14 protein-coding genes are annotated in these 13983 nt (G+C 69.6%); 6 read left to right on the forward strand and 8 right to left on the reverse strand.

Annotated features, from left to right (window positions below):
- The first annotated feature begins 193 nt into the window (after positions 1–193).
- A complete protein-coding gene (locus DEJ46_RS39425; protein WP_223835386.1) occupies positions 194–3322 on the forward strand; it encodes a hypothetical protein in 3129 nt (1042 codons plus the stop codon).
- Between the two features lie 452 nt (positions 3323–3774).
- Positions 3775–5106, forward strand: coding sequence for a DUF1254 domain-containing protein (locus tag DEJ46_RS37805; protein WP_150273643.1), 1332 nt, complete (start codon positions 3775–3777; stop codon positions 5104–5106).
- A gap of 86 nt (positions 5107–5192) precedes the next feature.
- Here the strand turns inward: DEJ46_RS37805 and DEJ46_RS37810 are convergent, their stop codons facing one another.
- The 4 genes from DEJ46_RS37810 to DEJ46_RS37825 all read right to left on the reverse strand — a co-directional run bounded on the left by DEJ46_RS37810 (position 5193) and on the right by DEJ46_RS37825 (position 7465).
- Positions 5193–5837 (reverse strand): GAP family protein, encoded by a 645-nt coding sequence (locus tag DEJ46_RS37810; RefSeq protein WP_150273645.1) that lies wholly within the window; start codon positions 5835–5837, stop codon positions 5193–5195.
- Positions 5816–6175, reverse strand: a complete 360-nt coding sequence (locus tag DEJ46_RS37815) for a hypothetical protein (RefSeq protein ID WP_150273647.1) — start codon at positions 6173–6175, stop codon at positions 5816–5818. The genes DEJ46_RS37810 and DEJ46_RS37815 overlap by 22 nt, the downstream gene beginning before the upstream one ends.
- A gap of 126 nt (positions 6176–6301) precedes the next feature.
- Entirely contained in the window at positions 6302–6856 is a 555-nt protein-coding gene (locus tag DEJ46_RS37820) for a dihydrofolate reductase family protein (protein WP_150273649.1), read from the reverse strand.
- 63 nt (positions 6857–6919) lie between these two features.
- Positions 6920–7465, reverse strand: a complete 546-nt coding sequence (locus tag DEJ46_RS37825; RefSeq protein WP_150273651.1) for a dihydrofolate reductase family protein — start codon at positions 7463–7465, stop codon at positions 6920–6922.
- A 301-nt stretch (positions 7466–7766) separates the two neighbouring features.
- Between DEJ46_RS37825 and DEJ46_RS37830 the strand changes: the two genes are divergently transcribed.
- Positions 7767–8705 carry a LysR family transcriptional regulator gene (locus DEJ46_RS37830; RefSeq protein WP_150273653.1) on the forward strand — a complete coding sequence of 313 codons (939 nt, stop codon included), beginning with the start codon at positions 7767–7769 and terminating at the stop codon, positions 8703–8705.
- A gap of 163 nt (positions 8706–8868) precedes the next feature.
- On the opposite strand, the gene DEJ46_RS37835 is transcribed toward DEJ46_RS37830, so the two are convergent.
- The 3 genes from DEJ46_RS37835 to DEJ46_RS37845 all read right to left on the reverse strand — a co-directional run bounded on the left by DEJ46_RS37835 (position 8869) and on the right by DEJ46_RS37845 (position 10895).
- Positions 8869–9150 (reverse strand): hypothetical protein, encoded by a 282-nt coding sequence (locus DEJ46_RS37835; protein WP_150273655.1) that lies wholly within the window; start codon positions 9148–9150, stop codon positions 8869–8871.
- A 252-nt stretch (positions 9151–9402) separates the two neighbouring features.
- Positions 9403–10191 (reverse strand): alpha/beta fold hydrolase, encoded by a 789-nt coding sequence (locus tag DEJ46_RS37840; RefSeq protein ID WP_190623088.1) that lies wholly within the window; start codon positions 10189–10191, stop codon positions 9403–9405.
- A 44-nt stretch (positions 10192–10235) separates the two neighbouring features.
- The gene (locus DEJ46_RS37845) at positions 10236–10895 is read right to left on the reverse strand and encodes a TetR/AcrR family transcriptional regulator (protein ID WP_150273657.1); all 660 of its coding nucleotides are present in this window, start codon (positions 10893–10895) and stop codon (positions 10236–10238) included.
- A 165-nt stretch (positions 10896–11060) separates the two neighbouring features.
- Between DEJ46_RS37845 and DEJ46_RS37850 the strand changes: the two genes are divergently transcribed.
- Complete coding sequence (locus DEJ46_RS37850) at positions 11061–12179, forward strand: serine hydrolase domain-containing protein (protein WP_223835387.1); 1119 nt, start codon at positions 11061–11063, stop codon at positions 12177–12179.
- A gap of 112 nt (positions 12180–12291) precedes the next feature.
- Here the strand turns inward: DEJ46_RS37850 and DEJ46_RS37855 are convergent, their stop codons facing one another.
- Positions 12292–13530: a UDP-glucose dehydrogenase family protein gene (locus DEJ46_RS37855; protein WP_263411772.1), complete on the reverse strand. Its 1239-nt coding sequence runs from the start codon at positions 13528–13530 to the stop codon at positions 12292–12294.
- Between DEJ46_RS37855 and DEJ46_RS37860 the strand changes: the two genes are divergently transcribed.
- A complete protein-coding gene (locus DEJ46_RS37860; RefSeq protein WP_150273663.1) occupies positions 13498–13716 on the forward strand; it encodes a hypothetical protein in 219 nt (72 codons plus the stop codon). The two genes, DEJ46_RS37855 and DEJ46_RS37860, sit on opposite strands and share 33 nt — an antisense overlap.
- Positions 13688–13867 (forward strand): hypothetical protein, encoded by a 180-nt coding sequence (locus DEJ46_RS37865; protein ID WP_150273665.1) that lies wholly within the window; start codon positions 13688–13690, stop codon positions 13865–13867. Before DEJ46_RS37860 ends, DEJ46_RS37865 begins: the two co-directional genes overlap by 29 nt.
- The last annotated feature ends 116 nt before the right edge of the window (positions 13868–13983 follow it).

Here is a 13983-nt window from a genome sequence, read left to right on the forward strand (position 1 = left end):
GGCGGGCGCCAGGCCGCATGTCGTTCGGTCCCACGGTGCACGGGCACCCAAGCCGGCCGGCGCCCGGTAGCCGGGCGTGCCTGAAGCAGGCGCTGCGAAAGGGGCGCCGAGTCGGGCGCTGGTTCCGGCCAAGTTTGACAAAGTTTGTCGTTTTCGTGATCAAGTTGTGTAGTTTTCGAGCGATCCGGAAGGCGTGACCTGCCTTCGAGTCAGGCGCTCCAAGGTCCGGCGGTCATGCCGACCCTTCTCATTGTCTTCACAGACGGGCATCGTGATGAGTGATACGAGCACCGGAACACCTGGCACCACCCCCAAAGCCACCCCGACGAACACCACCACGCCGTCGAGTACGTCGCCGAAGTTCGAGGTGGACAAGGCGATGCTCGACGGTCCGACGCCGAAGGACCTTCTGCCGACCACCGGCAACTACCCGGTGGAGATCGTCCGGTACCGCTCGGTGGTGCTCACCGACATCCCCGGAGCGAAACCGGCGCGCAAGCTGACCGGTGCCATCGACCTCGGCGAGGAGAACCTGCCGTTCTACGACCGGCCGGCCGAGGGCATGATCGTCACGACGGAGCAGAGCTGGTCGGCCCAGGGCGTCACCCTCGGCCGGCTGCTGCACAGCCTCGCGCTCGCGCCCGGCGAAAGCACCAGGGTCGCGGTCGTCGACTGGCAGCGCAGCACCAAGGTCACCGGCACCGAGACGGCTTCTGAGAACGAAGCCCTGGCCGGAACCACTGATCAGAACCGTTCGATCAGCGAGGTCGCGAACGCGATCGCTCGCGAGGAGCAGTACGGCACGTCCCAGGCGTCTCAGGCAAGCAAGTCATCCAGCTCGGGCGGCAGCATCGGTGTTGCGTTATTCGGCATGGGGGCCGGCGGCAACTGGGGCGAGTCGTCGAACACCGGCTTCACGACCGCGGTGTCGCGTTCCACCGGCGTGAAGTCGGTCGCGGAGGAGGCGGCGCAGCGTATCAGCGCGCGGACCCAGCAGCTGGCGACCGCGGCCCGGAGCCGGAACATGACGGTCGTGCGCGAGACGACGCAGTCGGAGAAGGACCAGGTCGTCACCCGGGTCGTCACCAACTACAACCACATGCACGCGATGTCGGTGCAGTACTACGAGGTCGTCCAGGTCTACAACGTGACGACGAAGCCGACCAAACTGGAACGCTGCCTGTTCATCCCGCTGCAAGAGCTCACCTTCAACTACACCAGCCTCCAGCGGTACAAGGAGGCGCTCGCATCGGTGGCGCCGGCCGACTGGGCGGCGAAGATACGGGCCGCGAACCCGTTCGACACCACTGTGCGCAAGCTCAACGCGTGTTCGGCTCCGGAGACGCCGTCGGTCCCCCAGGTGTTCGACGGGGTAGAGCTGGTAGACATCGCCGCATCGGCCATGGGGACCTACGGGGTGCGCAAGTCCGACGGCAGTCCGGTGAAGTTCGATCCCGTGTCCCGGCAGTGGAACCCGATGCCCACCACCGGCCTGAACACCGAACTCATCCGCATCGCGCCGGGCAAGAACACCGTGTGGGCGCTCAGGAACGACAACCTGCTCCTGCAATTCGACGGGACGACCTGGCGACCCGACCCGCAGGGCTGGGCGGGGCTGAGCCTCGCCTGCGGCTCTGACGGCACGCTCTACCTGGTCGGCATGGACAATTCGCTCTACCAGCGCGACCCGAACGGCGCGTCGCAGAACCTGAAGATCACCGCCGACGATGTAGCCGTCGTCGGAAAGAACAAGGTGTGGTACTGCCGGCAGGGGCGGACGTGGGAGCGCAACGGCACCAACTGGGTGGAGCGGACTCCGGCGCCGAACGTGCAGCGCCTGTCCGCCGGCCCGGACGGCGTGCTCTGGGGCGTCGCGGCCGACGGCAAGTCCCACGTGGTGGAGGCCGGTGCGACGACCTGGACTGCCCCCAAGTACTTCGCCGGGGTCCCCGGACTGGTGGATGTCGTCTCGTCCGTCGGCGGAGAATACTGGGCGCTGATGAGCAACGGGTACATCCTCCGGCTGCTCACCGCCGCACGCGAGGCACCGGTCGCCTTCGACGTCCCGCCGAAGACCGACTCTCCCTACGCGTCCAAGATCGACGTCTGGTACGACGAGTTCGGGATACGCAGCCTCCAGGTGGTCTTCCCGGGCCACACCTTCCGCTGCGGCGACACCGGCGGCTCCGGCGTGCTGCAGCGCGCCTCGTACGCCTTCGCAGGCGCCGACAAGCTCATCTCCGTCGACGCCTGGGCCGGTACGGCCGCCCGCGGCAGTCTCGCCGGACTGCGCCTGACGATGGCCTCGGGCGTGGCGAACTTCGGGATCGCCGAGACCACCACCGCCGCCCCCGACCTGTCCGAGGACGCCGGCGGCGCGGCCATCTGCGGACTGTTCGGTTCGACGGTGAAGTCAGGCACCCGCACCTACCTCGCTTCACTCGGATTCCACGTGCGCGGCGGGAACGTGCCACAGGCGGTTCTGGACCACCTGAACGACAACCGCCGCCACTACAGCCAGGCCGTGTGGGCCAACGCCGACGAGCTGACACTCAGCCGCATCCTCGCCAACTACTCGTACACGCCCCCGGGCTCGAACGCCGCACCGGTCCTCCTCGGCACGCTCCTGGACCCCAAGCCGATCGCCGCCACCGGCAACTACCTCGGCTTCCGGTGGAACTTCAGCAGCGAACAGGAACGAGAGGCGTGGACCAAAGCCCGCCAGCCGGGCGATGCCACGTTCGGGGCGCCGGTGACCAACACGATCGCCATCGCCACCAAGGGAGTCTTCGCCGAGGCCGTGCTGGGCCGGGCCAACTCGGCGGAGAAGATCGACCTCACCCGTTTCTGGAACTGGAAGGACTCGCCCATCCAGATCACGCCGGCCGACATCGCACCGGTCTCCACCGGAACACGGGCGCAGAACCTCGACGTCACGGCGGCCGGCATGGGAGCTTCCCAAGCGAAGTTCACGCCGCTCGCGGCGATGCCCGACCCGACCGCCCTGCAAGCGGCGCAGGCCATGGTCACCGCGAACCTGTTCCGCGACATGAGCGGCCTCAGCAACATGAGCCAGGTACTCACCAAGGGCATCGAATCCGCTGCCGGCAACGACAAGGCCGCCGGAGAACGCGCCCAGGAGGCCCTGAAGACCGCCACCGAACACCTGCAGAAGATGGCCCAGATCGCCGTCGACGCAGCCGGAAAGGCGGCACCGGCCCTGACCGGCGGTGCCGGCAACCTCAGCGCCCTCGGCGGCATGCTGAACCAGGGCGGCAAGACCGACGCGCCGCCGGACGACAAGTCCGCGGATGAAGACTGATCACCGGCACTACGCGGGCCCGGGCCACCGCCCGGGCCCGTCCCGTCCGGACAGCACCACCTGTCCCGTGGGTGGGCCGACGATCCTTGGGTTGCACGTCTCTTCCCGCTCCCGGCCGCCATGAACTCCGTATCCAGCAGCTTGGACTTCTCCGTCGCAGCCTGGGTGAGTGCATTGCCCGACCTTGATTTGTTCGGGCAGACCGGCTGGTGGCCTCTGCGGCACACTCGCCGGCCGTGGTGCTCACGCTGCTGCGTCGTGCCGCATGTTCCACGATTACCCCTCGATCGGTGAGATGCGCCCGTCGCCCGCCGAGCGTGGACACGCCGTTCGCCGGTCAGGCCCGGCAAGTCCGTCCGCGTCACCCGTCCGGCGGACTCGCCGCGCGGGCGGTGGACGGCGCTCATAGCGTCGGCCCGGATGAGGTTCGCCGTAGCACCTGGGAGATGCCGATGACGGATGAGTCGATGGAGAAGCCGGCCACGGAGGCGTGGATCTACGGGTATCCGCTGGTCACGGCGGCCCTGACCAAGGACTCCATGACGGCGGTGCCCGCCCGGGACGACGCGCGGCGGAAGGCCCCGGTCAACCAGTTCTGCTACATGCGCGCCACCCCGGACGCCTCCTTCACCGAGGTCGTCTCACCGAACGCCGACACCCTGTACTCCAGTGCCTGGCTCGATCTGTCCGACCAGCCCCTGGTGCTGACCCTGCCCGACTTCGGCGACCGGTTCTGGATGGTCCCGATCCTGGATGCCTGGTCCAATGTCTGCGCCGTCGTCGGCCGACGCGAGTACGGCCCGTCCGCGGGCCCGTTCCTGATCGTCGGCCCGTCCTGGTCGGGAGCGACGCCGCCCGGGCTGACCCTGCTGAAGTCGCCCACCGCAGTGAACTGGATCATCGCCCGGTACGCGACCAGCGGCCCGTCCGACTTCCCGGCCGTGAACAAGCTGCAGGACGAAACCCGGCTGATTCCGCTGTCGCGGTGGACCGGCGACCCCGCCGACTATTCTCCTCCCACCGACGTGCCTGTCTCCGCCGGTGTCGACACCACGACGGCGCCCGTCGACCAGGTCCACGCGCTCGGTGGCCGCGAGTACTTCACCCTCCTCAACCGGATGATGGTGGACAACCCCCCTGACCCCGCCGACGCACCGGTCCTGGGCCGCCTGGCCAAACTCGGCATCGCACCCGGCGCGAGCCTGGACGACCTGTCCGCCCAGCAGCTCGCCGCCCTGGAGGCGGGCGCGCGGCGAGGCCCGGAGACCCTGCGAGACCTGCTCGAGCAGGCGGAGTCCGTGAACACGGGCGGGTGGGCCGTGCACCGAGGCCTCGGGGGCTACGGAACGGACTACGCCAAGCGCGCGGTCATCACCCTCGTCGGGTACGGGGCCAACCTCGACGCCGACGCGCTGTATCCGCACGCCACCGCCGACGCCGACGGCCGGCCCCTCGACGGGGCCCACAGCTACGTGCTCCACTTCGACGCCGATCAGATCCCGCCCGTCGACGGCTTCTGGTCCCTCACGATGATGAACGAGCGCCATCTCTTCGCCGACAACGCGCTGAACCGGTATGCGATCGGCGACCGCAGCGGCATGCGGTCCAACCCCGACGGCTCCCTGGACGTCTACGTCCAGCACGACCACCCGGGCCCGGACCGCGAGGGCAACTGGCTCCCCGCACCCGCGGGCAGATTCAACGTCTTCCTCCGCCTGTACTGGCCCCGGCGGCCCGCCCTCACCGGCGACTGGACGCCGCCCGCACTGCAGCGCACAAGCTGAATCCTGCGGGTTCCGGTATTTCCCCGAAGGATTCCTCGTCGAGCGCCATCAAGCCGCCCGGGGACCGCAACTGGGGCCCGCCTGCTTCAGGAGACCAGCTCGTAGATACTTACGGCGGTCAGCCAGAGACCGGCGAGCAGGGAGATCGTGACAATCAGCTGTTCCTGATGCTGGCCCAGCCAGTTCCGCAGGGCGTTCAGTCGGGCGTACGCGGCCGTGGGCGCCCAGACCGCGTACATCTCCATGACGATGAGGCTGAGGGTGGCCAGCAGGCAGTAGCCGGTCAGCGCGAGCCAGTCGCCGGCGGTGGAGAGGTTCGCCTCGAGGGCAGTGGCGGCCCCGGCGCCGACCAGGCCCCAGGGCTGCAGCAGCCACGCCAGACCCGCCGCCGTGACCCAGGAGGCGTTGTCGATCCGAGCGGCCCAGCGCGGTGGACCGTGCGGGCGCGGCGGCCGGCGGTGCCGGTGCGCGCCGTACAGCACCAGGGCCAGACCGATGGCGAGTTTCGCGGCGATCGCGGTGGTCGACGGCGCACTGTGCCGGGCCGGGGGCTGGCCGCCGGTCAGCAGCACCACGACGGCGATCACGGTGATCAGGTTAGCCAGCCACGACAACAAGAACGCCAGACCCTGACGGACGCCGCGCCGCGAGGAGAGCAGCAGGATGAAGGCGCTGTTGTGCAGGGGCCCCAGGGTGATGGCCGTACCGATCACCACCAGGTCGAGAACCATCGGGCCAGTCGCTCCTGGAAGTCAGGGTCGTCGACGCCCCATGGGCGAGGGACCAGCCGACAGATGGGTGCGGCGCTGCCACGGTGCCGCATCCCGACTGTGCAGGCGGCGGCCTGGCGGGTCAAGCAGGCCACGCCCATGAAGCCCTGTCGGGCCGTTTGGGATGCCGAATAGATCCGCGACCACAGACGCAAGTCGCGCACCGCCGCTCCCCAGGTCGCCTTCACCTTGGCAGCGTCGGCCTTCGACGCCAAGAGCTCGTACCGCTCGGTGTACCGCCGCAGCTCGTCCACCAGGTCGTCGATGGGCTCGTTGACGCGGTCGACCTCCAGAAGCATCGCCGGTACTGAAGCGTCTGGGCGCGCATCGCCGGGTCGGCGTACTGGGCGTAGCCGTAGGACAGCTTCTGGGTGATCTCGGTCTGCCGCCACGGCGGCGCCGACCCGGCGCTACGGGAAGCGGGCCTAGCCCTTGGGGGCGGGCGCGGGGATGTAGGTGAGGACGACGACGCCGGTGTCGAGCACCTCGGTGTGCGTGTGGGTGAGGCGGTGCTGGAACCCGTCGGTGACGAGGGTTCCGCCGCCGGCGATCACCGGGTGCACCCAGAAGTGGACCTCGTCGAGCAGGCCGTGCGTGAGCAGGGTCTTGGCGACGGGACCGAAGCCGTACATGAGGATGTCGCCGCCCGGCTGTTCCTTGAGCGCGGTGATGGCCTCGACGGCAGCGTCCTGGGGGATGACGGTCGTCCTGCCCCAGTCGCCTCCGGTGAGGGTGGAGGAGACGACGTACTTGTCGATGCTGTTCATGCGGTCGGCGAACGCGTCGGCGCCGGCTCGCTGCGACCACGCGGGCTCGAAGTTCAGGTAGGTGTCACGGCCCATCAGGAGGGCGTCGGCGGCGAAGAGCAGCTTGTTGGCGTAGCGCTCGAGGTCGTCGCTCCAGTAGTCGAAGGACCACTGGTCGAGCTTCTCCGAGTCGCCGTCGAGGGAGAGGTACGTGGAGTTGATGATCTTGCGCATGGTGGTGTACTTCCTTGGTGGGAAAGGGGGTTGCTGAAGGTGAGCGGACGATCGGTCACCGGATCAGGAGGACCGCACCGGCCGGTAGTCGAGGACGATCGCGCCGGAGCTGAGGGCCGCCGTGCCGGCGAGCGTCCATGTCCGTCCGACGGCCCCGTCGGAGAAGAGGCGGCGGCCGGCGCCGACGACCACCGGGTGGAGGAAGAGCTTGAGTTCGTCGACCAGGTCGTGGGCGATGAGGTGGTCGACGAGGGTGACGCTGCCGTAGACGAGCAGGTCCTGTCCGGGCTCGGACTTGAGTTTGGCCACCTGCTCGACGACGTCGTCCTCGATGAGGACGGCGTTCCACTCCGCCTTGTCGAGCGTGGTGGTCGCGACGTACTTCGGGATGCTGTTCATGCGGGCGGTGAAGGGGTCCGACTCGTCCCGGGCCGGCCACGAGGAGGCCATCTCCTCGTACGTGACGCGACCCATCAGGAGTGCCCGGCTCGCGAGCAGTTGTCCGTGCTGGTACTTGGCGTGCTCGTCGTTCCAGAAGGGGCCGGTCCACGCGGGTTTCTCGACCACGCCGTCCAGGGACACGTACATGACGACGACGACCTTGCTCATGAGTGCTGCTCCGTTCTCGTAGGGCCGGGGGCGCGACCGAGGTGCGGCCAGGGTGCGACCAGGACACGACCGAGCGATGCGACGACCGAGAGGCGATCGACGGCGAGGTCGGGGTGTGGTCGGGGTCTGGCCGGGGTGTGGTGCGGGGGCGCGTCCGGGTGCCGCGTCCTTCGCGGTCGACCGAGGCGGTCCGTCCGTCGAACGCGGTGACCTCAGCATCCAAGAACGGCGGATCCGCCGACAAGAACGGAAGAAGGCACGCTGCGTTGAGCGTGGCTTCACGAAGGGGGAGGGGAAGGACATGCTGGAGCGCATGGAGCTGGAGGCGTTCCTCACGCTTGCCGAGGAACTGCACTTCGGGCGTACGGCGGAGCGGCTGCGCGTGACGACGAGCCGGATCAGTCAGACCATCAGGAAGCTGGAGCGCCGCGTCGGCGCGCAGTTGTTCGTACGGAACAGTCGCAGCGTGACTCTGACGGAGGTGGGGGAGCGGTTGCGGGACGACCTGCTGCCGGCCTACGAGCAGATCGGTCTCGGGCTCGCGCAGGCCATCGCGACCGCTCGGGGTGTACGGATCAAGGGGGTGGTGCGGGTGGGCTGGTCCGGGCCGTGGTGCGGGAACCTGATGGTGCGGGCCGCGGACCTGTTCCGCGCCCGGTATGCCGACTGCGAGGTCGAGATCCAGGAGATCCAGCTGTGTGATCCCCTGGGCGGCATGCGGGCCGGCACCGTCGATGTGCAGATGACCGAGTTCCCGATCAACGAGCCGGACATCACCACCGGGAGGGTGCTGTTCGAGGAACCGCGGTCCCTGATGGTCCCCGCTGACCACCCGTTCGCCTCCAGGGAGTCCGTCTCGCTCGAGGAGCTCGCGGACACCGTTCTGGTGACCCTCGCCGACGCTCGCATCCCGCGCTATTGGATGGACCGCTACTTCCCCCGCCGTACCCCTGCGGGGCGTCCCATCCCTCAAGGGCCGGCGACGACGTACTGGCCGGAGGTCCTGGTCCATGTCGCGTCCGGTGTCGGCGTCAGCACCGTCGCCGCCCGGGCCGAGCAGTTCCACACCAGACCGGGGATGGTCTTCGTGCCCGTCCACGACGCGTCGAGCATCGACTACGGCTTGATGTGGCCGACCGCGGGCAAGAACCCCCTGGTGGAACCCTTCCTGGACGTCATCGACGAAATCGCCCCGCCGGCGCGGGAGGCCCCGGGCCAGGGCCCGGGGAGGCGGACCTGATGATCTTTGATCTGTACGAAACGCCCTACGGCCTGTTGTGAAAGTGCCGAATCCGACCAAGCTGACCCGACGTCACCGCGCAGGCGTCCGCCGCCTGATTCGGCCTCTTCACCGCGCTCGCCGGCGCGATCGAAGAGGCCGCTAGAGGGTTACAGGGGGGGTGTCAGTTATGGCCGCGAGGGGCGTGGCCTGCGGGGTTCTGGTTCTCGGACTCCTGAGTCAGTGAACTGCCCTTGCAGGACGGTTGCTGGCCGCCGGGCTCATGGCCCGCGTTGTTGGTGCAGGAAATGTCCACCGGCTGAATCTTGGCCTCCGCGATCGAGGCCCCACCGAGACCCAGTGCGAAGGACGCCGCCACGGCGGCGAGTGCAGCACCGATCCTCTTGGTCTTCGTGGTTCCGGTCATGATGTGCTCGATTCCACGGGCGCGGTACTTGCTGCCCACGTTTGTCCGGTGCGCGCCATTTGTCAAGGAATATGCTGCATGCATAGGTGCATGGGATAAACCGCTCGGTACGGGGTCGGTTGAGACCGTGCCCTGTATGGCGAGGCGGAGGAGTCGCTCGTAGTAGCAGACGGCTGCGGCGAGGTCGGGAAGACCGGGCAGTCGCGGGGGCGGCGGTCGTGGCGGTGGTTGAGCCCGCGGTACCTGGTGAGTCACGGCATGGTCCGCTGAAAGGTGTGTGCCGGAAGGGCTCTAGGCGTGGGCGCGGCAGAAGGCGCGCACTGCCGCCGTGAAGGCCTCCGGCGCCTCCAGGTTGCTCACGTGGCCCACCGCGGGGATCACCACCAGCTCGGCGTGCGGGATCGCGGCCTGGAAGGCGTGGGCCACGGCAAGGGGGGAGCGGGCGTCGCGCTCGCCCCACAGCAGGAGGGTCGGCGCCGTGATCCGGGGCAGCAGGTCCGTCTCGTCGGCCTCGGCCATCAAGGAGAGCTGCGCGGCCATGGTCTCCGGCCGCACGTCCCGGCCCATGTCCTCCAGCAGCACCGCGAAGCGCTCCGGCGGGCCGGCGGCGTAGAGCCCCGGCAGTGTCGGGTCGAACTCCTCCCGAGGGGCGGCGAGCATCCGCCGTGCTCCCTCGACCCGCGCCGCGACCTCCTCCGGGGGCAGCGAGCCCTTCCAGCCGGCGTACGTGTCCACCATCAGCAGCGACCGCACCAGGTCCGGCCGCCACCGGTACAGCTCCAGGACCACCGTCCCGCCCCAGGACAGGCCCGCGACCTGGGCGGGCCCGAGCCCGACGTCCTCGATCACCGCGGCGAGAGCGCGCGCGAAGTCCGCGAGCCCGAAGCCCGGCGGCAAGGCGCCGGACCGCCCGGACCCCGGCTCGTCCCAGGCCACCACCGTGAACTCGTCCGCCAGCGCTTCGACTTGCGGCTGCCACATCCGCCCGTCGACGCCGGCCCCGTGAACGAGGACCACGACCGGCCCGCGTCCCTTCCGCGTATAGGCGACGTCGACGTCGCCGACCCGCACCACTGCCATGACTCCAGGCTAGTGCGAGTCGGCGGATCGGGGGATTCGGCCGGCTAGCCCGGACGGACCGCGGCTTCGACGTCGGCGAGGTGGGCGGCGAGGATCTCCTCGAAAGCGGCGCGGCGGTCCGCCCCGAGGGGGCGGACGTCCCTGGCGAAATGGGCCAGGGCCGGGAAGTGCTCGGGGTCGGCGCCCAGCACCGCCACGCGGAACAGCTCCAGGCCCTGCTCACGCTCCTCCGGGGTGACCGTGCCGGCCCCGGCCTCGGAGGCGATCAGTGCGGCGATGAGGACCGCGAGCCGGTGGTAGCGCACCGGAATCTCCTCGTCGGGCAGTCCCGAGGCGCGCAGTGCCTGGAGCGCCTCTTCCATGACCAGCCGGGATCCGGTGCCGCCCGACGCGTAACGTCCCCATACCGCGGCGAGCTGAGGCTGCCGGCCGAAGGCCTCCCGCACGCGCAGGGCCAGGGCCGTGACGCGCTGCTTCCAGTCGCCCTCGGCGCGGTGGCCGTCCATGGCGGCGACCAGGATCCGGTCGGCGACCGCGCGCAGCAGTTCGGTCTTGCTGCGGAAGTGTCGGTAGAGGCTGGAGGAATCGGTCCCGAGGGTCGCGGCCAGCTTTCGCACGCTGAACGACTCGGCGTCGCCCGTGCGCAGCAGTTCCGCCGCCGCATCAAGGATTTCTTCGGTCGACCAACGCCTTCGGCCTGCCATCTTGCTCCTCTCGCCGAACTTCAGCCTAGCCTATGCACTTGGTGTTGCACGCACCGCGTGCATAATGAGGACATGAGCTTGCCGGGAGGTGTGCCCGGCAGGAGGCGGCCGGGGTCAGGCGACCGACCGATGCGGAGCCCCGGGGGATACGAAGGGACGCATGACGTGAAGAACCCACTGGATTCAGCGGCGCTGGACGCGGCTGTCGAAGCCGTCCACCGCGCCGGGATGCCGGGCCTGTTCGCCGAGGTGCGGGACGGCGACCAGGTCTGGCGAGGCGCCGCCGGTGTCGCCGATGTGGCCACCGGCCGCCCCGTCACAGCCGACATGCGGCACCGCGTCGGCAGCATCACCAAGGTCTTCACCGCCGCGGCGGTGCTGCAGCAGGTGGAGAAGGGGCGGATCGGGCTCGACACGCCGATCGGCCGTTACCTTCCGAAGCTGGTTCCCGGAGAGCGCGGTGCCGCGATCACGGTCCGGATGCTGCTCAACCACACCAGCGGCCTCGCCGAGTACCTTCCGTACGCCTATCCCTCCCTCAAGGCGTTCCCCGACCTCGCGAACACCGGGCCCCAGAGCCTGGACGACCACCGGTTCACGCGGTTCGACCCCGTCGACCTGATCGAGATGGGGGTCACCGCACCTGCCGTCGGCCTCCCGGGCGGCACGCCAGGGGTGTACTCCAACACCAACTACCTGCTCCTCGTCCAACTCCTGGAACAGGCGACGGGCACCACGGCCGAGCGGTACATCACCCGGAACGTCATCGAGCGCGCCGGGCTCCGGGACACCGAACTCCCCACGGAGCCGTACGTCAGCGGGCCGCACTCGCTGCTCTACGAGTCGTGGTTCGGCATGATCGACCCGCCGCGCGACTACAGCGTCTACGACATGTCATGGGTGGGGCCGTCGGCCTCGCTGATATCGACGGTCTCGGACCTCAACCGCTTCTCTCGCGCACTGCTGGCCGGGAAGATCGTCAGCCTGCCGTCACTGGCGCAGATGCAGCACACCGTCCCGGTCGTCTCCCAGGAAGGACGGGTGATCGACTACGGCCTCGGCCTGCACCCGATGGAGGGTCCTGGTGAGGGTGTCTTCTGGGGGCATGGCGGCACCGTCTGGGGTGGTGGAGCGCTGGCGATGATCCGCGCCGACGGCGAGCGGCAGATGGCGGTCGCGGTGAACAGGCAGAGGTGGAACGAGCTCGACTCCTCCGGCAATCCGCAGCCCCATCCCATCGACGGCGCGCTCGCGGCCCTGTACCGCGCGGCGATGTACGGCTGAGCGGCTCCGCGCAGGTGACGTAGCCCTGCAGCCGTCACCTGAGCAACGCAGCTCAGCATCGCTGTCCCGGCCGGCCGGAACCTCCGGCCGGGACAGCGGGCGCCGGCGCGGTCTACTGGCGGCCGACCGACATGTAGGTGAAGCCGAACTCCCGCATCCGGACCGGGTCCAGCAGGTTCCGTCCGTCGAAGAGGACCGGCTGCCGCATCGCCGCGGCCGCCCGTGCCCAGTCGACGTCCTTCAGCTGCGGCCACTCCGTGACGAGGACCGCCGCGTCCGCACCGTCCAGGGCCTCGTCCGGGCTCGCGTACCGGGTGGCGGACAGCCACGGCTCCGTTTCGCCGTGCCGGGCCAGCGGGTCCCAGCACCGCACGTGCGCGCCCTCGGCGGCGAGCCGCGACGCCAGGACGGTCGACGGAGCCTCGCGCATGTCGTCCGTACCCGGTTTGAACGCCATGCCCAGCAGCACGATCTCCCGGCCGGCCAGATCGCCGAGGACGTCCTTGAGCCTCTGGACCGCCCGCCGCTTCTGGATGTTGTTCACATCGATCACCGCCGACAGCAGCATCGGATGGAAGCCGGTGTTGCTCGCGAGCTGCCGCAGCGCCTCGGAGTCCTTGGGGAAGCACGAGCCGCCCCATCCGATCCCCGGACGCAGGAAGTGCGGGCCGAGCCGGTGGTCGAGCCCGACCGCGCCCAGGACCTCCATCGCGTCCGCCCCGGTGTTCTCGCACAGGGTCGCGATCTCGTTCGCGAAGCTGATCCGTGTGGCGAGCAGCGCGTTCGACGCGAGCTTCACCATCTCGGCCGACCGGACGTCCATCGTCACGACGGGCGCTTCGATGCCCTCGTGCAGCTCGGCGACGAGCGCCGCGGCTGCCGGGTCGTCGGTGCCGATGACGATCCGGTCCGGGTGCATGAAGTCGCTCACGGCGCGGCCTTCGGCGGTGAACTCCGGGTTCGACACGTAACCGGTGCCCGTGAGCCCGGCCTCGTCGAGCGCGGCGCGGGCCCGGGCGCCCGTGCCGACCGGCACCGTCGACTTCACCACGACCGCGCGCAGATGCGCGGCGCCGGCCAGGGACCTGACGACGGACCACACCCGCGACAGATCGGCGTCGCCGGACACGGAAGGCGGAGTGTCGACACACACGTAGGCGACCTCGGCTCTGTCCAGCGCCTCGTCGAGATCGAGCGTGAACCGCAACCGCTCCTTGTTCCCGGCGATCATGTCGCCCAGGCCCGGCGCGTAGATCGGCACGTCACCTCCTTCGAGGATCCGGACCTTCTCCGGGTCGATGTCGCGCACGACGACCCGATGGCCGAGCTCCGCCAGGCACGCACCCGTCACGAGGCCGATGTAACCCGCGCCGAAGACCGCGACCCGTCGGTGCCGGCGCTCACGCCGGTCCTGCCGATCTGCGTCGGCGAGCGCCCGCGGCGGTCAGGCGCCGAGCAGTTCGGTGACGAGCCGGACGGCCTCGGGCACCTCGACGTGGTCGTCCGGGGTGGCGAGAACTCGGCGAGCTCGTCGTAGCCGACCTCGTGAGCGGAGGCTGCGTGCCGACGTCGCCAAGAGCACCATCTACCGCTGGTGGAAGTCCAAGGCGGTCCTCGTGATGGACGGCTACCGCGCGGTCGTCGAGCAGCGGATGCCCGAACCCGACACCGGCTCGCTCGCGGGGTGACCTGACCGCCTTCGCCAACGCCCTCTACGGCGTGTCCGATCACTCGCTACGGATGCGGACCCTGCGCGGCCGGTAGGGGCGCTGGGCGGGGGCTCGGCCGGCACCAGCGGACGAGA

The organism is Streptomyces venezuelae (genome assembly GCF_008642375.1).
Classification (GTDB): domain Bacteria; phylum Actinomycetota; class Actinomycetes; order Streptomycetales; family Streptomycetaceae; genus Streptomyces; species Streptomyces venezuelae_G.